14 protein-coding genes are annotated in these 17,238 nt (G+C 68.6%); 1 reads left to right on the top strand and 13 read right to left on the bottom strand.

The window, feature by feature from the left end:
- Window positions 1-127: 127 nt before the first annotated feature.
- The 12 genes from F464_RS0122265 to F464_RS0122210 form a co-directional block, all read right to left on the bottom strand.
- Window positions 128-1,333 carry an NnrS family protein gene (locus tag F464_RS0122265; RefSeq protein WP_018992073.1) on the bottom strand — a complete coding sequence of 402 codons (1,206 nt, stop codon included), beginning with the start codon at window positions 1,331-1,333 and terminating at the stop codon, window positions 128-130.
- Between the two features lie 201 nt (window positions 1,334-1,534).
- Window positions 1,535-2,686 (bottom strand): ABC transporter substrate-binding protein, encoded by a 1,152-nt coding sequence (locus F464_RS0122260; RefSeq protein WP_018992072.1) that lies wholly within the window; start codon window positions 2,684-2,686, stop codon window positions 1,535-1,537.
- A 66-nt stretch (window positions 2,687-2,752) separates the two neighbouring features.
- Complete coding sequence (locus tag F464_RS0122255) at window positions 2,753-3,481, bottom strand: SDR family NAD(P)-dependent oxidoreductase (RefSeq protein ID WP_018992071.1); 729 nt, start codon at window positions 3,479-3,481, stop codon at window positions 2,753-2,755.
- A gap of 10 nt (window positions 3,482-3,491) precedes the next feature.
- On the bottom strand, window positions 3,492-4,277 hold the full coding sequence (locus tag F464_RS0122250) for a cyclase family protein (protein ID WP_018992070.1): 786 nt from the start codon (window positions 4,275-4,277) through the stop codon (window positions 3,492-3,494).
- Window positions 4,278-4,340: 63 nt separating this feature from the next.
- Window positions 4,341-5,585, bottom strand: a complete 1,245-nt coding sequence (locus F464_RS0122245) for an SDR family NAD(P)-dependent oxidoreductase (RefSeq protein WP_018992069.1) — start codon at window positions 5,583-5,585, stop codon at window positions 4,341-4,343.
- Complete coding sequence (locus tag F464_RS0122240) at window positions 5,582-6,754, bottom strand: thiolase family protein (protein ID WP_018992068.1); 1,173 nt, start codon at window positions 6,752-6,754, stop codon at window positions 5,582-5,584. The genes F464_RS0122245 and F464_RS0122240 overlap by 4 nt, the downstream gene beginning before the upstream one ends.
- On the bottom strand, window positions 6,751-8,385 hold the full coding sequence (locus tag F464_RS0122235) for an AMP-binding protein (RefSeq protein WP_018992067.1): 1,635 nt from the start codon (window positions 8,383-8,385) through the stop codon (window positions 6,751-6,753). Before F464_RS0122235 ends, F464_RS0122240 begins: the two co-directional genes overlap by 4 nt.
- A 19-nt stretch (window positions 8,386-8,404) precedes the next feature.
- Complete coding sequence (locus F464_RS0122230; protein ID WP_018992066.1) at window positions 8,405-8,890, bottom strand: aromatic-ring-hydroxylating dioxygenase subunit beta; 486 nt, start codon at window positions 8,888-8,890, stop codon at window positions 8,405-8,407.
- 213 nt (window positions 8,891-9,103) lie between these two features.
- Window positions 9,104-10,417, bottom strand: coding sequence for an aromatic ring-hydroxylating dioxygenase subunit alpha (locus F464_RS0122225; protein ID WP_018992065.1), 1,314 nt, complete (start codon window positions 10,415-10,417; stop codon window positions 9,104-9,106).
- A gap of 35 nt (window positions 10,418-10,452) precedes the next feature.
- Entirely contained in the window at window positions 10,453-11,442 is a 990-nt protein-coding gene (locus F464_RS0122220) for a PDR/VanB family oxidoreductase (RefSeq protein WP_018992064.1), read from the bottom strand.
- Between the two features lie 26 nt (window positions 11,443-11,468).
- The gene (locus tag F464_RS29285; RefSeq protein ID WP_018992063.1) at window positions 11,469-13,073 is read right to left on the bottom strand and encodes an indolepyruvate oxidoreductase subunit beta family protein; all 1,605 of its coding nucleotides are present in this window, start codon (window positions 13,071-13,073) and stop codon (window positions 11,469-11,471) included.
- Between the two features lie 8 nt (window positions 13,074-13,081).
- A complete protein-coding gene (locus F464_RS0122210) occupies window positions 13,082-15,253 on the bottom strand; it encodes an indolepyruvate ferredoxin oxidoreductase subunit alpha (RefSeq protein WP_018992062.1) in 2,172 nt (723 codons plus the stop codon).
- Between the two features lie 424 nt (window positions 15,254-15,677).
- Between F464_RS0122210 and F464_RS0122205 the strand changes: the two genes are divergently transcribed.
- Window positions 15,678-16,175: a MarR family winged helix-turn-helix transcriptional regulator gene (locus tag F464_RS0122205; RefSeq protein WP_018992061.1), complete on the top strand. Its 498-nt coding sequence runs from the start codon at window positions 15,678-15,680 to the stop codon at window positions 16,173-16,175.
- Window positions 16,176-16,197: 22 nt separating this feature from the next.
- Here F464_RS0122205 and dctP read toward each other — a convergent pair whose 3' ends face one another.
- Window positions 16,198-17,169: a TRAP transporter substrate-binding protein DctP gene (gene dctP / locus F464_RS0122200; RefSeq protein ID WP_018992060.1), complete on the bottom strand. Its 972-nt coding sequence runs from the start codon at window positions 17,167-17,169 to the stop codon at window positions 16,198-16,200.
- Window positions 17,170-17,238 lie beyond the last annotated feature (69 nt).

Genomic DNA, 17,238 nt, shown 5'->3' with positions numbered 1-17,238 from the left:
ATAGCGATCTATAGGCGTTGTAGGTAACTCAATGACTCACTGGCAGGTCAGGCCCGACAACTTGGAGTCGCTGTAAAAGGAAGGATCGCCGCTTCACTCGCCCGGATCCGAGTACGGGTTCCCGACTTCAATTGTTGAGACCACCGCCCTTGCGCGGAAGGCTCGGTCTTGCGAGCAGCGCCCCGAACCTGGACAAGTAGATCGCGAAAGCCCCCGCCCACAGCACCGCGGCCGCGGTGATCGCGGCTTGGCGCACTTCGGGCATCGACATTGCGAGCCGCGCGATCGCTGCGGTGAAGACGAGCGCGCAGGCGAGGCGCATCGCGGACGGTAGCGCGAGGGGGCGGCCGGTGTGGCGGAGGCTCACGCGGGTCATCAGGCCGAGCATCATCATGCCGAGGCTTCCGACCGTGAAGGCGTGCAGCCATGCGGTGTCGGAAACGAGGCCGGTGAGCGCCGCGAGCGCCTTGAGGGCGAAGGCGAGGATCAGCCAGGCGAAGCCGAGATGCATGACGAGGAGGAGGGGGACGTCGGCCACGCGCCAGCCTTGCCAGCGCCCGACGCGCCAGGCGTGGACGACGGTGCAGGCGAGGGCGGCGAGGCCGACCCACCGGGCCGGGGCGCCGGCGAGGTCGAGCGCGGCGAGTGCGACGACGAGGCCGACGGCGGTGACGTCGAGCCACATCCGGAACGGCGCCTGTTCCCCGCGCCCTTTTTCGCGCAGCGCGTTGCCGGTGAAGATCGGCGTGAGGACGCCGCCCTTGAGCACGTAGAGCGTGAGGATCGTATAGACGCCGCCGTGCAGGGCGAGCGTGGCGAAGGCCGGATTACCTGCGCCGATGCTGAGATGAAAGGCGAGGTTCGCGGTGAAGAAGGCCGCGAGGACCGGGAGCAGCAACAGGTACAGGCGGTTTGCCGCCCGCAGTAGTTGCGGCGCGACGGTCGCGAATACCAGCGGGAACAGCAGGCAATCGGCCACCGCCGCGATGCCGGCGGGTAGCAGTGGCAGGGCCCAGAAGGCGAGCCGGCCGGCGAGCCATGCGGCGACGATGAGAGCGAGGCGGGGGCCGTGGATTTCCTCGGTGCCGGCCCAACTCGGCAGCGCGGTGAGCACGATGCCGAGGATGATCGCGGTCGAGAAGCCGAAGACCATCTCGTGGCCGTGCCACAGCGCGGCCGGCATGTCGCCGACCGGCCCGTTCCACCAGCCGGACCAGGCGCCGAGCCAGGCGCCCATCAGCAGCGGTGCGTACAGCGTGCCGAGCAGGAAGAAGGGGCGGAACGCGCTCACCCATAGCGCTGCGGGAAACACGCGGGATGCGGTCGCGGACATTTCGTTGGCCGTGAAATTGTTTGGACCGCTTCAGTCTAGGGGCGATACGGGTCGGAGTTTCTGTCCGGCGTCAAAGGTGGGGAGGGTTGCGGCGGACATTCTTTCAGGATTTGCCCGGCCGGAAGACGACGGGCCCGCGCACGGAGGTTCCGTGACGCGGGCCCGTTGCGGCCGCTTAGCAGGGAGAGGTCGGGCGGCGGCTTACTTCGCCAGCGTCCAGGCGCCGTCCCGGACGGCGATGAGGACGCGGCCGCGCTCGTCGAAGCCGCTGTGGTCGGTCGCGCTCATGTTGTAGATGCCTTGGGTGCCGACGAGCTCGCGGGTCTGCTCGAGGCTGTCGCGCAGCGCCGCGCGGAACTCCTTGGTGCCGGGTTTGGCGACCTTCGCGGCGGCCGGGATCGCCTGCTGCAGCAACAGGCCGGCGTCGAAGACGTTGGCGCCGAAGGTCGCGGGTTTGGTGCCATGGGCCTTCTCGTAAGCGGCGATGTAGTCGCTGGCGATCTTCTTCGACGGATGGCTGTCGGCGATCTCGGGCAGCACCAGCATCAGGCTCGCGGCGAGGATCGTGCCCTCGACCTTCTTGCCGCCGAGCTTGAGGAAGTCGGGCAGGGCGGCGCCGTGGGTCTGGTAGATCTGGCCCTTGTAGCCCTGCTCGACGAGCGTGGTCTGCGGCAGCACCGCGGGCCCGCCGGCGGCGGCGACGAGCACCGCGTCGGGTTTCGCGCTGAGGATCTTGAGGCTTTGACCGGTGACGGACGCGTCCTGGCGCTGGAAGCGCTCGTTGGCGACGATCTTCATGCCGTTCTTGTCGGCGAGCGCCGAGAACACCTTGTACCAGTTCTCGCCGTAGGGGTCGCCGACGCCGATGAAGCCGACCGTCTTCACGCCGGACTTCACCATGTGGCCGACCAGCGCCGTGGCGATGATGTCGTCGTTTTGTGTCGTCTTGAACACCCACTTCTTCTTGTCGTCCATGGGCGTCACGACGGCGGCGGTGCCGACCGGCGCGAGCAGCGGCACGCCCGCATCGGCGACGAACTGGATGACGCCCATCGCGTTGGGCGAGCCCGAGGGGCCGATGATCGCATCGACGTTTTGCTCCGAGATCAGCTTCTTCACGGCGGTGACGGAGGCGGTGGGGTCGCTTGCGTCGTCGAGCGGGATGTATTCGACGGTGAGATCGCCGATCTTGGGTGGCAGCAGGGGTACGGTGTTCTTCTGCGGAATGCCGACCAGCGCGGTGGGGCCGGTCGCCGAGGACACGACGCCGATCTTCACCTGGGCGAGGGCGGACTGCGACGCGAAGGCGGCCAAGGCGATGGCGAGGGTGGTGGCAGCTTTGTTCAGCTTCATCTTTCGTCTCCGTGGGGGCGGTGCTTGGGGTGAGGGCGCCTTACGGCGTCTGGTTATGGGGTGGAATCAGATCGTCAGCGTGCCGACGCTCGCGCCGCCGCAGACGTACAGGGTCTGGCCGGTCACGAAGCTGTTCGCGGGGTCGGCGAAGAACATCACGGCGCGGGTGACGTCGTCGGGGCGGCCGATGCGCCCGACCGGGATGTTCGCGGCGAGTTTCTGCTCGCGCTCGCTGCCGGCGGGAACGACGTCGTGGAACATGTCGGTCGCGATGGGGCCGGGGGCGACGACGTTTACGGTGATGCCGTGCGGCGCGAGTTCGAGCGCCCAGGTCCGCGCCATGCCGATCATGCCGGCCTTGGTCGCCGAATACGCGGTGCGCGTGGCAAGGCCCAGCGCGCCGCGCGAGGACATCAGCACGACGCGCCCGAAGCCGCGCGCCCGCATGCCGGGCAGCGCCGCCTGCATCAGGCTGATCGCCGCGCCGAGGTGGATCTGCGTGAGTCCGTGCAGCTCGTCCTGCGTGACGTCGGGCAGCAGCTTCGGCCAGATCACGCCGGCGTTGTGGATGAGGTGGCTCACCGGGAAGTCGCGCGCGATCTCCTGCGCTGCGGCTTCGGTCGCGGCGGCATCGAGGAGGTCGACCTGGAAGTTCGTCAGCCGCGGGTGCGTCCAGTCGGCGGCGCGGCGGGCGACGGAAACCACCTCGTAGCCCTCGTCCAGCATGCGCCGGCAGATATCGGCGCCGATGCCGGCGCTGCCGCCGGTGACGATCGCGACACGTCTTTCGCTCATCGTCGTGTCCTCAGGTGCGCGGGGTCAGCGCGAGCACGCGCAGCGGGCTGCCGGAGCCGTTGCGGATCTTCAGCGGCGCGGCGAGGATCAGCGCGCCTTGGGGCGGCAGCTGGTCGAGGTTCGTCAGGCACTGCAGGCCGTAGCGGTTGTTGCCGTGCATGAAGTAGTGGCACGGGTAGGGCGGGTTGAGGTGATGCGCCTGGCCCGCGTCGGTGCCGATCGATTCGGTGCCGAAGCCGTGCACGTTGCGCTCGCGGATCAGCCAGGGCACGACCTCGGCGTCGGGGCCCGGCGAATGCGCGCCGTCCTCGGCCATGTTCAGGTATTCCTTCGCGCCGCTGCGCTTGGACCAGTCGGTGCGCAGCAGCACCCACGAGCGCTCGGGGATGCGGCCGTGCTGTGCCTCCCATGCCTGCACGAAGTCGATCGTGAGGAGGAAGTCGGGATCCTTCGCGGCCTCGGCGGAGACGTCGATGACGCAGGCGGCGGCGATGAAGTTCTCGACCGGGATCGAGTCGACGGCGTTGTTGGGCTGGTCCTTGCCGGTGACCCAATGCACCGGGGCATCGAAGTGGGTGCCGGTATGTTCCGAACACGAGAAGTTGTTCCAGTACCAGGCCGGGCCGCGCTCGTCGTAGCGCGAGATCTCCTCGATGCGGAAGGGCCAGGCCTGGCCGAGTTCCGGCGGTAGGACGATGGTCGGGAATTCCGGGGTCAGGGTTTGCGTGAGGTCAACGAGTCGGATGCGGCCGGACAGCAGTTCGGCCATGAACTGCGCGAGGATGGCGGTGCTCACGTGGGGGTCTCCTTCGGTGGGTGGGGTGCCCTTACGGGTCTGTCGCTGTGTGTTGCGGCGCAATCAGCCGCCGAGTTCGCGTTCGACGGCCTTGTGGTTGTCGCGCAGGCGCGCCCGCAGCTCCTCGGCGACGTCGCCGACGTAGAGGTCTTCGACGCCATCGCGCAGACCGCGGACGACCGAGGCGGCGACCGCGGACGGCGCGAGCTTCGGGGGCGGGGTCAGCTGCTCCCATTCGTCGTCGATCGGGCCGGGGAAGACGTTCACGACCCGTATGCCGGCGCCGGCGAACTCGGCACGCAGGGTGAGGGCGGCGGACAGGGCGGCGGCCTTCGACGCCGACCACGCGCCGCGTGCGGGCAGGGCCGCGAGCGCATGGATCGACAGCAGGTTCACCCACGCCACTGCGCCGTGCGTGCCGTCGGCCGCGCGGAAGCACATCGTCGGGCCGAAGGCCTGCGCGAGCCGCATCAGGCCGAGCACGTTGACGTCGAAGGCGTCGCGCGCGAGCCCGACGTCGCGGGCGTTCATGACTCCGCCGTCACGCAGGTGGTCGGCGGTGTTGATGAGGATCTCGACCTTGGCGCCGATCGACGCGGCGAGGCGGTCGACCGAGTCGGTGTCGGTGACGTCGAGCGCGACCGGCTCGATGCGCGGATCGGAGGCGACAAAGGCGTCGAATCCGGCATCGGCCTTCCACGTCGCCGGATCGCCGACGAAGACCGTCGACGCGCCGGCGTCGAGCAAGGCCTTGACCATCGCGCGGCCGAGCGTAGAGCGTCCGTCGGTGACGAGCACGCGGCGGTGCTTCGGGTCGCAATGCGTCTCGCGCAGTTGGGGCGAATCGTTCATGTTCGGGGTGTCCTCCGCGGGCAGCGCGTGCAGCACGGCCTGGCCGCTACGGTCGAGTTTCAGGGCGAGGCGCACGCGGCCGGCTTCGTGGCAGTCTTCATGCACGTGCGCGACCACCGAGGGGCCGGCATCCATCTTCACGGTGCCGACGCGCCACGGCAGGCGCTCGCGGAAATAGGCATCGTTGCTGTGGCGCAAGGTCGTCGTCGCGATCAGCGCGCCGCCGTTGGCGACTTCGCGCCAGTCGAGCCGCTCGGACAGGCAGCTGCCGCAGACTTCGCGCGGCGGGTATTGCACGGCGCCGCAGTCGGCGCAGGCCTGCATCTCGAAACGCCCTTCGGCGGCGGCGCGGGCGAGGCCGAGCGCGGCGCGGCTGCGCGATGCGGGCGGCAGCGTCGGCAGGCGCGTGCGCGCGACGGGGCTCTTCCGTTTCGGCTTGGGTGTGGCGTCGGTCATGCCGTCCCCCGTTCGAGGAGCGCCGCGCCGGAACACAGGCCGCGGTCGTAGTTGATCATGCCGAAACCGGACACGAGGCCGATGCGCGCGTCGGCGACCTGCATGTCGCCGGCGGCGTTCGTGAGCTGGCGCAGCGCCTGCACGAGCCCCAGATAACCCCCCGCCGCGCCCGCCTGGCCCACCGAGAGCTGCCCGCCGGAGGTGTTGAACGGGAAGGAGCCGTCGATCGTGAAGCCGTGCTCGCGCACGAAGGCGGGTGCTTCGCCCTTCGCGCAGAAGCCGAGGTCCTCGAACTGCAGCAGGTTGATCACCGGGTAGTCGTCGTAGGTCTCGACGAAGTCGACGTCTGCGGGCGAGACGCCGGCGTGCTCGTACAGCGCATCGCGGTCCATCGCCCAGCCGCCGCGGAACTGGATCGGGTCGTCGGGGTAGGCGTTGTGGCGCTCGATGGTCGAGCGGATGCGCACGCCCGGCAGTTTCAGGGCGCGCGCCCGTTCCTCGGTCATGACGAGGAAGCCTTCGGCGCCGGCGCACGGCATCACGCAGTCGAAAAGATGGATCGGATCGGTGATCGGCCGCGCGTCGAGGTATTGCGCGAGCGTCAGGGGTTTCCTCATCAGCGCATGCGGGTTCCTCAACGCGTTGTCGCGCTGTGCGACGCAGAGCTTGCCGAAGTCCTCGCGCGTGGCGCCGTACTGCCGCATGTAGTGGTCGGTGAGCAGCGCGAAGCTCGCGTTCGGCCCGCCGGCGCCGTAGGGATAGACGGCGTCCTGCGCGAAGCGCGAGAACTGGCTGACGGTGTGGCGGAAGGAGTCGACATGGTTGGTGTCGCCGGCGATGCAGGCGATGACTTCGGCGTCACCGGCCTGCACTGCGCGTGCCGCGCGGCGCAGCGCCACCACGCCGGACGCGCCCCCCATCGGGATGTGGTCGAGCCAGCGCGGGCTCATGCCGAGGTGCTGCATCAGGCCAACCGCGGTATCGGGGCCGAGCGTGAAGCTCGAGACACACACGCCGTCGATGTCGGCCTTGGCGATGCCCGACTCGCGGATCAGCGCAGCGAGGGCGCGGCCGAGCCACCAGTGCGCGGCGTGCGTCGAGTAGCGGGCATAGGGCACGGTGACGGGCACCGCGGCGACGACGCCGTCGTAGGCGAGGCGTCGGCTCATGTCGCGGTCTCCTGGCGCTTCTTCAGCGCGCAGGTATCGACGCACTCGGGCGCGCCGACGAGCGTGGGCGCCAGCGCCTTCAGTTCGCCGCGCTGGATCTTGTTCGTGGCCGTCAGCGGCAGGCTGTCGACGAAGGCGACATGGCCCGGCGCCTTGTAGTACGCCAGTTCGCCGAGCGTCCAGCGCACCAGTTCCTCGGCGGCGGCTTCCATCGCGCGGCGGTCGGCAAGCGGCTGCTGCGGCACGATGCAGGCCATGACTTCGTCGCCGCGCACGGGATCGGGCACTGCGGCGACGGCGACCGCCTTCACGAGCGGATGCTGCTGCAGCACGCTCTCGACCTCAACGGCGGCGATGTTCTCGCCGCTGCGGCGGATGACGTTCTTCTTGCGGTCGACGAAATGCAGGTGGCCGTCGGCGTCGCGGCGCACGACGTCACCGGTGTGAAACCAGCCGCCGGCCCAGGCGTCTGCGGTCGCGGCCTCGTCCTTCAGGTAGCCGGCGAGGAAGCCGTAGCGTGGATCGTCGCCGGCGTGGCGCACGAGCAGCTCGCCGGGTTCGTTGATGGCCGCTTCGCGCCCGTCTTCGGTGACGATGCGGACTTCGACGTCGGACACCTCCTTGCCGAAGCAGCTCGTGCCGACCTTGCGCGGCTCATGGTTCGCGATGACGACTGCGCCGGCGCCGGTTTCGGTCATCGCCCAGGCTTCGAGCAGCGGGAAGCCGAAGCGCGTTTCGAACGCCGCGTGCAGCGTGCGATCGACGCCCGCGCCGAAGCCGAAGCGCACGGCATGCGCGCGGTCTTCGGGCGAGGCGTCGGCCTTCATGAGCATCGCCGGCATGACGCCGAGGTAATGCACGACGCTCGCGCGCGCCTCCCTGACGTTGGCCCACCAGCGCTTGGGGTGGAAGCGGTCGAGGGGGACGAGGCAGCCGCCGGTCATGACCATGGCCATCGTGGAATACGCCATCGCATTCATATGCACCAGCGGCAGCGGCGTGATCATGCGCTCTTCGCCGGGCATGAGACGCGCGAGGCCGCCGATGTTGGCGTACCAGCGGCCGGCGTGCAGGAAGTAGCGGTTGGGCAGCATGCAGCCTTTGGGGCGGCCGGTGGTGCCCGAGGTGTAGAGCAGGGCGCTTTCGGTGAGTTCGCCCGGCACCGTGCCCGCGAGTGGCGCGGGGAAGGCTGCGGTGGGCGGCGTGTCGCCGTCGCTCGTGACGCGCAGCGGCCGGCCGGCGCGTTCGGCTGCGGCGGCGAGATCGGCGTGGCGTTGCGGCAGCGCGACGGCGAGGGCGATTTCGGAGTGGCCGATGAGGTATTCGAGTTCGGCGGCGCGCAGGTCGGCGTTGATCGGCACGACGGAGGCGCCGAGGGAGTTGAGTGCGAACCAGTGCAGGAAGAAGGCCGGGCGGTTTTCGAGCAGCAGGCCGACGCGGTGGCCGGGGCCGTAGCCGGCGGCGGCGTAGGCGTCGCGGAGCGCGGCGATGCGCTGTGCCGCGTCGCGGTAGGCGAGTTCGCCGGGCGTGATGCCGTAGGCCGCGGCGGTGTCGGGCAGGATGCACAGGAAGGGGCGTTCGCCCCATTGCCCGGCGGCCGCGGTGAAGGCGTCGAAGACGGTGGCGGTCATGAAGGGGCTCACGAGGGGCTCACATGAAGAGCTGGATGTTGCCGAACGCGGCGTCGCAATTGACGAGGTCGACGCGCTTGAGGCGGATCTTCAGCGCGCCGGCCTCTTCGACGAGGTGGTGCGTGGTCCAACCGACGAACAGCGTCTGCTGGTCCTGGCGCGTTTCGACGTAGTGGAAGGCGGTGCGGACGATGTGTTCGCCGGCCGGGTCGGAGGATTCGACCGTCGGCGCCTGCAGGAGGTGGTGGCAGCGGCTTTTCGGTTGTTGTGAGAAGGTGCGCTGGCCGGCGAGGCGTTCGACGCGCACGCGCAGCAGGAGTTTGTCTTCGTACAGCAGTGAGGTGTGCAGGCGGGGGTCGGTCTGGCCGTGGGCGAGCGGCATCCAGTAATGGCCGTCTTCTGTGAATAGGTTCAGCCAGTCCTCGAAGCGTTGCTCGTCGAGCAGGCGGGCTTCGGCGTAGATGAAGTCGGTGAGGGTTTTGTGGGTGATGTCGAGGGTGGTCATTGGCTTGTTCCTCGTTCTGTTTGCGCGGCGTTCTTTGGACGATGGCGGGACGTGCCGCTAATCGGGCCGGCCGGGGTATTTTCTCCGCGGGCTGCGGAACTCGCTTAGGGCCGCGCTTCCGCGACCCTCGCTCAGACAGTCCTCGCCCGCTCCGCAAACACCCCGACCGTCCCTGAGGGCTGGGGTGCGGTCCCGTTTGTGTTGGCGTTTGCGCTACATGCTTTCCGTCATGAACCTGGCCCATGCACGGAACTGGTTGCGCATCTGCCATTCGTTCGTGCCGTTCGTCGCGACGTTCTTCTGTTCCTTTTCGGCGGGGTCGAACAGCCGCGCGACGTTGATCCAGTCGCGGCCACGTGATTGCAGGGCTTCCTGAGCGCGTTCGTACATTTCCAGGTCGTCGTGGCCGACGACGGAGGTCGGGGCGTTGATCAGCCGGTTGTACATGAGCGTGCGTTCGAGCAGCAGGTCGGGCGCGCCGACGAGGCGGAAGGTCCAGGACTCGACGAGGGTCTTGTTCGCGGCGATGGGCTTGAACAGGCGCAGCGTCTGGATCGGGCCCTTGACCATGATGTTCGGGAAATAGACGGTGTTGTGCCGCGTGTCGCCGAGGATCGCTTTCGCGCGCTCCTCGCCGTAGGTGGCGACCATCTGTTCCCAGTAGCCGGGCGCGGGCGAATAGGCGGCGTGGATCGAGTCGGCGACGCCGGTGTGGCCGTGGCCGTTCTCCCACACGCGGATGCCCATGTTCTCGAAGAACTCGTAGGACGAGACGAAGGGCGCGAAGAGCTCGACCGCCATCGGCTTGGGCGTGCCCTCGGGCGCTTCCTGCCACACCTTCACTGCGGTGCCCGCAGAGGATTCGTGCGCGACCATCGGGTGGCAGGTGTCGGTCTGGTTGTCGACGAGCATCTTCCAGTTGCAGTTGTGCATGTAGCGCAGCACGCCGCCGGCCACTTCGAGGCGGCCTTCGGGCGAGCGGTCGACCATGTTGTCGATGGTCGACAGCGATTCGCCGAAGTAGCCCTCGAACGAGATGCCGTTCGGGTTGAGTCGGCAGAACACGAAGTCGCGGTAGACCTTGACGTTCTCGACCGGGGCCATGCCATGCTTGGCCTCGCAGGACTCGAAGCCGGTGTTCTCGTAGCCTTTCTTGAGCGGCACGGCGAGGAGGCTGCCATCGGTCTTGAAGGTCCACGCGTGGTACGGGCAGCGGAAGAATTTTCCGGTGTTGCCGCAGGTTTCGCCGGCGACCTTGACGCCTTTGTGCGGGCAGCGGTTGTACAGCACGCGGATCGAGTCGTCGGTGTGGCGCACCATCACGACCGGTTCGGTGCCGACGGTCGTCGTGTAGAAGTCGCCCTTGTTCGGCACCTGGCTGGCGTGGCCGACATACACCCAGGTGTTCGCGAAGAGGTGCTCCATTTCGAGCGCGAACAGCTCCTCGTCGATGTAGGTGTCCTTGTGCACTTCGAGGTCGCGCACCAGTGCGCGCACCGCGTCCGGATTGCCCGTGTAGCGTTCCATCGTCTCCTCCTGCGAGTTTTCTCGTCTGTGGTGTTTCAGAGATCGAGCACCAGCCGCGCGCTCTTCGCTCGCGAGATGCAGATCTGGATCAGCTTTCCTGCGGCCTTCTCCGAGTCCGTCAGGAAGTAGTCGCGGTGGTCCGGCACGCCTTCGAGGACGGTCGCGGTGCACACGCCGCATTCGCCGCGCTTGCAGTCGAACATCGGGTCGCAGCCGGCGGCCTCCATGACGTCGACGATGGTCTTGTCGGCGGGGACCGTGAGGATGCGGCCGGATTGGCGCAGTTCCAGTTCGAAGGGCTGGTCGCCCGCGACCGGCGCTGCCGCGGCGAAGAGTTCGAAATGCACGTGCCCGGCCGGCCAGCCGCGCGCCTTCGCGCCGTCTATGGTCGCGTCGATCATGCCTTTGGGGCCGCAGACATAGAGGTGCGGGGCTTCGCCGCGAGCCTGTTTCACGGAATCGAGCAGCGCGCCGACCTCGAGCCGGGTCATGGGGTCGTCGTCGGTGTGCAGCACCAGCGCGTCGCCGGCCAGCGCCGCGAGTGCGTCGACGAAGGCGAGCTGGTCGCGGCTGCGGCCGCTGTAGTGCAGCACGAAGGGGCGCCCGGCCGCCTTCAGCGCCGCGGCCATCGAGGCGACGGGCGTGATGCCGATTCCCCCGGCGAGCAGCACGACCGGCGTTTCGTCCGGCCCCGGTTCGTGCAGCGCAAACTCGTTCTTCGGGCCCGTCACGGTGACGCGGTCGCCCGCTTTCAGCGCGTGCATGAAGCGCGAGCCGCCGCGGCTGGCGTCCTCGATACGCACGCCGAGCCGGTAGCGGGTCGGGCGCTCGAATGCCGCGGCGTCGGACGCGAGCTCGATCAGCGAATAACAACGGGGTTCTGCGAGGCCCGGGATGGCGATCTGCAGATGCGCGCCGGCGCTGAAGGCGGGCAGGGCGCCGCCGTCGGGCGCGACGAGTTCGAATGCGCGGATCAGCGCGGTTTCCGCTGTGACGGAACGGATTTCGAGTTCGAATGTGCGCATTGGAACGCTCCTCGATAGGGGTCGGATCAGGCCGCGACGCGGGGAATGCCGGGGCCCTGGCGTTTTTCGGCCGCCTCGCGCGGCGCTGCGCTTGCCCGTAGAAGTTGCGCGAGCTGCGCGTCGAGCGCCTTGCCTTCCTCGTCGGCGAGCGCGGCTTCGCGCAGCGTCCTCAGTGTCGCGGCGGCGTCGGCCTGGCCGGCGAGTTCGTCGGCAGCCTGCATCAGCCGCGCGAAACGGCGGTCGCCGCGGTCGTGCGTGCCGCTGTATCCCTTGATGAGCCGCCGGCAATCGAGCACCTCGACGGCGAGCGCGTAGTCGCCGGCGACGATGCGGGTCGCGCGCGCGAGCCAGTCTGCGATGTGCGCGGATTCGATCGCGTGGCGCAGCGTGCCGCGGCGGAAGCGGCGCAGTCCGGCGACGCAATACAGCGCCACGAACCAGGTCAGCGTGCCGGTCTTCACGCGCCGGCCGTGTTCGACGCGGCGGCGGATGAAGCCGCCGAGTGCCTTCGAGTTCTCCAGCCAGCGCCCGAGGCGCAGCGGCAGCGTGCCGCAGATTTCCTCCAGCCGCGGGTGCATGAATTCCGTCGTATAGACGAGCTGATCGCTCTTCGCGCCGACTTCGCTGCGCACGCGCTCGAAGCGGCTGCCGCGCGTTTTCAGGTCGGCGACGCGGATAACGTCGTCGTAGCTCATGGCGACCGCGACGTAACGCGCCGCCGCCTGCGTCAGCGCCCAGTCGCGCGCGTCGCCGCCGGCCTTCGCGTCGAGCGCCCGGAAGCCCTGCAGCGTGCGCAGATAGTCCTCGGCGTAGGCGACGTCCTGGTAGTCGATGAGCCGACGCAGGCCGGCGACGAGCAGCGGCTGTGCGGTCTGCGGGAACTGCTTCACCGTGTCGAGCAGCGCCTCCACGCGCGGATGCGCGGCGCTCGCGGGCACGTCGGGCAGCGGGCGCGAGGTGTCGATGCGCGCGGGCGCGGCAGGGGCCTGGGTCGCGGCGTCGAAGCCGAGCGCGAACGCCTTCAGGCTCGCCTCGACGCCGACGCCGCCGTGGCGGATCGTCGCTTCGAACGCGTCGCGGGCGAAGGGCAGCACGCCGGCGCCAGCGATCGCCCCGAACAGGCTCGCCGAGATCACGCTGCCGGCGCGCTCGGCCATCTGCTGCAGGTCGAAGCACAGCAAGCGCTTCGCCGCTTCGCGCCCCGCATCGAGGACCTTGTTCGGATCGGCGATGCCGTTGCCCGGCGCCGCCTTCTCGGCGACCGCGTAGCTGCGATGCGTCGAGGTGATCAGCGTCGTGCGATCCGGGGTGACGAGGCCGCGCTGCATCGCGCGGCCGGCTTCCATCAACTCTGCGGCGACGACGAGGTCGACGTCGCCCGGTGTGGGCATCATCGCAAGCACCGGCGGACGCCCGGCGGCGTTCGCGGCCGCCTCGGGCAGCAGCTCGACGTAGTAGATCGTCGCGCCGGTGCGCTGCGCCACCCCCGGCACCGAGGTCGTCTGCGCCCACCAGCCGACCGCTTCGGCCATCTCGACGATCCAGTCGGCGAGCACGCCGCCGCCCTGGCCGCCCATCGCGAGGATCGCGATCTTGATCGGCGTGCCGGAATGAAGGGTCACTTGGCTCATCGGAATCCTCACAGCGCGTAGCGTGCGAGCCGCGCCGCGCGGCGCCGCTGCAGCCAGCCGATGACCGCGCCGCGCACGCGCGCCTTGATGCGGTCGGCCGCGGTCGGGTTGTGGATGATGTCGGCGCGATAGAAGGACGGGCACAGCACCGCGGCCTCGGCGACTTCGCCGCAGTTGCCGCAGCCGACACAGCTGTTGTCGACGTGCGCGACCGGGTCCTCCTTCAAGGGGTCGCCGCTGTCCTTCACCGACAGCGACGGGCAGCCGGACAGCCGGATGCACGCGTGATCGCCGCTGCACACATCCGGATCGACGCCGAAGCGCTCCTTGACGACCCGCTCGCCGGCCTTCACCGCCTTGTTGAAGAGGGGCTTCACGCGCCGCTGCTTGTTCAGCATGCATTCGGACTGGGCGATGATGACCTTCGGGCCGTCGGTCGTCGTCGTCAGCGCCTCTTCGAGCGTGTCGCGCACCCTCGCCACGTCGTAGGTGCGGTCGATGGTGCGCACCCATTTGACGCCGGCGCCGCGGATCGCCGCCTCGATCGGATGCTTGGTCGCGCGGTTCGGGTTGTCGGCGCGCGACGACGGGATGTCCTGCCCGCCGGTCGCCGACGAGTAGAAGTTGTCGACGATGACGATGACGCCGTCGTTCTTGTTGAACACCGCGTTGGCGATGCCGCTCGTCAGGCCGTTGTGCCAGAAGCCGCCGTCGCCCATCACCGAGATCGAACGCTTGCCGGACTTCACGTTGAACGCCGAGCTCGACGCCGCACCCAGCCCGTAGCCCATCGTCGTCGCGCCGAGGTTGAACGGAGGCAGGATGGAAAACAGGTGGCAGCCGATGTCGCACGAGATGTGATGCTCGCCGAGATCGGCCTGCGCGAGCTTCATCGCCGCGAAGATCGGTCGCTCGGGGCAGCCGGTGCAGAAGCCCGCGGGCCGTGGCGGCACGACGGCTGCGAGATCGCGGACTTTCGGATGGAAAGTGACCGGCACTGCAGCGGGGGCCTGCGCCAGCACCGCCGCGGACGGCTCGAGTGCGCGCGGCGCGTGGGTCGTCAGGAAGGCTTCGATGCCGTCGCGCATGACCTGCGTCGTGTATTCGCCGGCCATCGGCTGCACGTCCTTGCCGCACAGCGCCGTCGTCACGCCCGCCCGGCGCAGGATGGTGTTGAGGTTCTGTTCGATGTAGTCGGGCTGGCCTTCCTCGAGCAGCAGCACCGCGCGCTTCTTCGCACAGAAGGCGAGCACCTCGTCGTCGATGACGGGGTAGGTCACGTTCATCACGTACAGCGGGATGCGGCTGTTGCCGAACGCGTCGGCGAGGCCGTGCAGCTGCAGTGCGCGGATCACGCCGTTGTAAAGGCCGCCCTGCAGGATCAGACCGAGGTCGGCGTGGGCGTCGTCGCCGTCGAAGAACTCGTTGAGCTTCCGCTCGCGGATGAACTGCACGGCGGCGGGCCAGCGGTCGCGGACCTTCTCGTGCTCGTGCGCGAAGGAAGCCGGCGGCAGCACGATGCGGCCGGTGTCGCGGCGCGGGTTTTCGAGGGCGTCGATGAGGCTGAACGCGGGCCGGCGGTTCTCGCGCGTGACGAAGCGGCCATGCACGTGGCACGAGCGGATGCGCATCTCGAGCATCACGGGCGTGTTGCTCGCCTCCGACAGTTCGAAGCCGTCCTCGACCGCCTTGACGATGGATTCGAGATTCGGGCGCGGATCGAGCAGCCACATCTGCGACTTCATCGCGAAGGCGTGCGAGCGCTCCTGCATGATCGACGAGCCTTCGCCGTAGTCCTCGCCGATGATTACCAGCGCGCCGCCGGTGACGCCGCCCGACGCGAGGTTGGCGAGCGCGTCGGACGCGACGTTGGTGCCGACCGTCGACTTCCACGTGACGGCGCCGCGGATCGGGTACATCACCGACGCGGCGAGTGTCGCAGCCGCGGTCGCTTCGGAGGCGCTCGCCTCGAACTGCACGCCGAGCTCGTCGAGGATCTCCTTCGCATCGGCGAGCACGTCCATCAGGTGCGAGATCGGCGAGCCCTGGTAGCCGGCGACGTAGCCGACGCCGGACTGCAGCAGCGCCTTTGTGACGGCCAGGATGCCTTCGCCGCGGAACTCGGCGCCGGCCGGCAGCCGCAGCTGCTCGACTTCCTTCGCGAACGAGCGCTCAGCCATGGCGCGGCTGTCCGTGCTGCGGTGCGCATGCGTCGCCGAGGCGCAGCCGCAGGGCGCGGCACGCGGTCGACGGCCAGCCTGTCGGGGTGGGGGCCATCCTGTCTCCTCCGGTTTTAGCCCGGTCCGATAACGCGTCGCCGCGATTCCGTCCGGTGCTTTGTTGTGGAATTTACTTTAGGTATGAAGCTTTCTCTTGTCAACGGAAAACATGAAATTTCATGGAAAACGAAAATTTCCGTGACAGAGCAGTGATTTGCGCAACGCAGCAAACGCCGCACAGGCGTCCGGGGAGTGCTGAAATGCGCCGCTCATGTGCCAGACCGACGGTGAGCTGACGCATAATCGGCCGGAACATCGGCAGCGCATGTCGCGCTCGCCGCGCCGGGTCGAGCAGCGAAGGGTCCGGCGAGGAAGGGAGCAGCGCATGACGGAAGGCACGACCACGGAAAACCAGCTCTCGGAGCAAGCGTCGGCACGCTTCGTCGACGGCTATCTCGCGTATTTGCTCGCGCAGGCCAGCAGCCGGATCTCGCGCGAATTCCATCGCGAGGTCGAGGCGTCTGGCCTGTCGGTGACCGAGTGGCGCGTGATCGCGAGTCTCTCGGGCAGCGAGGGCGAGAGCATCGGCACCTTGGCGCAGCTGGCACTGACCAAGCAGCCGACCTTGAGCAAGGTCGTGCAGCGGATGGAGGCCGAGGGACTCGTGGAGCGTACCGGCGCGCGGCGCGACCGCCGTCAGACGGTGGTGCGCCTCACGCGCAAGGGACGGGGGCTTGCGGACTCGCTGTGCGCGCGCGCGTTGCGCCACCAGCAGGCCGTGCTGGACCCGTTCGGCCACGAGAATGCGGCGCTGCTGATCGGCATGCTGAAGGACGTGATCGCGCTGCACCCGCCGTCGGGAGCGCCAGCCGACGGCGACTAGCGCCGCCGGCCCGCTGCACCGCTCAGTGCCCGCTGCCGAACAGCTCGCGCAGCTTCGCGACGTATTGCGGGCTCGCCTGTTCGATTCCCTTCCAGCCGGTCTCGTAGGCGCGCGCGCGGAACTGCTGGGCCTGCGCGTCGGGGATCGCGATGCTCTCGATTTTCGCGCCGGCCTGGCGCGCCTTCTCGGCCTCGGCGGCTTTCAGGTCCTTGCCGTTCTCGGACTCGACCCACGCGATCTGCTTGTCGAGGAACGCACGCTGCGCGTCGTCGAGTTTCTTCCACGTGTTCTGGTTCATGTATAGCCCCACTTCGACGTTGTAGAAGCCGGGCTCGATGCGGTACTTCGTCTTCTCCTGCCAGCCGAGGTCGAAGATGCCGACCGAAGGCCAGCCGTAGCCGTCGACCACGCCGCGTTCGAGGGCGGTGAACACCTCGCCCGGCGGCACCTGCAGCGGCGTCGCGCCGAGGGCCTGGAAGAACGCGCGATAGACGGGGACGCTCCTCAGCTTCATCCCCGCGAAATTGCCGGCGTCGACCTTCTTCGTCGTGTAGATGTGGTACTGCAGCCCGTCGGAGACGCGCGCGAGCCACACCATGTTGGCTTTTTCGCGGTGGATGCGGTCGAGCAGCGCGTAGCCGCCGTTTGCACGCAACTCCGCCATCGACTTCTCGGCGAAGGAGCCGGCGAGCGCCTCGGGCACCAGGTTCGCATGGAACACGCCGGTCGTGTTCGCGAGGTCGACGACCCCGGTGCGCACCGCGTTGCCGACTTCGAGCGGCGGGATCGCCTCGGGGCCGCCGACGACGTGGATCTTCATGATCCCCTTGCCGTCGGCATTGACCTTGTCGACGAAGGCCTTGAAGCGTTGATTGAAGAAGGTGTCCTGGCCGAAGGCGCTGACGGCCTTCAGCGTGATCTCGGCGGCGCCGGCGCTTGTTCCGATCAGCGCGATCAGTGCGGCGACGGCGAGCTTGCGGGGGTGAATCTTCATCTCCTCGGTCTCCTTCTGTTTTGTAATGTGGGTGCTGCTGTCATGGAAGGTTATCGAATACCTCCGTTC

The sequence above is a fragment of the Aromatoleum toluclasticum ATCC 700605 genome (assembly GCF_000378245.1).
GTDB classification, from domain to species: domain Bacteria; phylum Pseudomonadota; class Gammaproteobacteria; order Burkholderiales; family Rhodocyclaceae; genus Aromatoleum; species Aromatoleum toluclasticum.
Note: the sequence above shows the minus strand (reverse complement) of the source record. Positions and strands in the feature narration are given on the sequence as shown.

Coding starts and splice junctions, on each gene's coding strand:
- F464_RS0122265 (WP_018992073.1), bottom strand. CDS start 1,333: ATGTCCGCGACCGCATCCCGCGTGTTTCCCGCAGCGCTATGGGTGAGC.
- F464_RS0122260 (WP_018992072.1), bottom strand. CDS start 2,686: ATGAAGCTGAACAAAGCTGCCACCACCCTCGCCATCGCCTTGGCCGCC.
- F464_RS0122255 (WP_018992071.1), bottom strand. CDS start 3,481: ATGAGCGAAAGACGTGTCGCGATCGTCACCGGCGGCAGCGCCGGCATC.
- F464_RS0122245 (WP_018992069.1), bottom strand. CDS start 5,585: ATGACCGACGCCACACCCAAGCCGAAACGGAAGAGCCCCGTCGCGCGC.
- F464_RS0122240 (WP_018992068.1), bottom strand. CDS start 6,754: ATGAGCCGACGCCTCGCCTACGACGGCGTCGTCGCCGCGGTGCCCGTC.
- F464_RS0122235 (WP_018992067.1), bottom strand. CDS start 8,385: ATGACCGCCACCGTCTTCGACGCCTTCACCGCGGCCGCCGGGCAATGG.
- F464_RS0122230 (WP_018992066.1), bottom strand. CDS start 8,890: ATGACCACCCTCGACATCACCCACAAAACCCTCACCGACTTCATCTAC.
- F464_RS0122225 (WP_018992065.1), bottom strand. CDS start 10,417: ATGGAACGCTACACGGGCAATCCGGACGCGGTGCGCGCACTGGTGCGC.
- F464_RS0122220 (WP_018992064.1), bottom strand. CDS start 11,442: ATGCGCACATTCGAACTCGAAATCCGTTCCGTCACAGCGGAAACCGCG.
- F464_RS29285 (WP_018992063.1), bottom strand. CDS start 13,073: ATGAGCCAAGTGACCCTTCATTCCGGCACGCCGATCAAGATCGCGATC.
- F464_RS0122210 (WP_018992062.1), bottom strand. CDS start 15,253: ATGGCTGAGCGCTCGTTCGCGAAGGAAGTCGAGCAGCTGCGGCTGCCG.
- F464_RS0122205 (WP_018992061.1), top strand. CDS start 15,678: ATGACGGAAGGCACGACCACGGAAAACCAGCTCTCGGAGCAAGCGTCG.
- dctP (WP_018992060.1), bottom strand. CDS start 17,169: ATGAAGATTCACCCCCGCAAGCTCGCCGTCGCCGCACTGATCGCGCTG.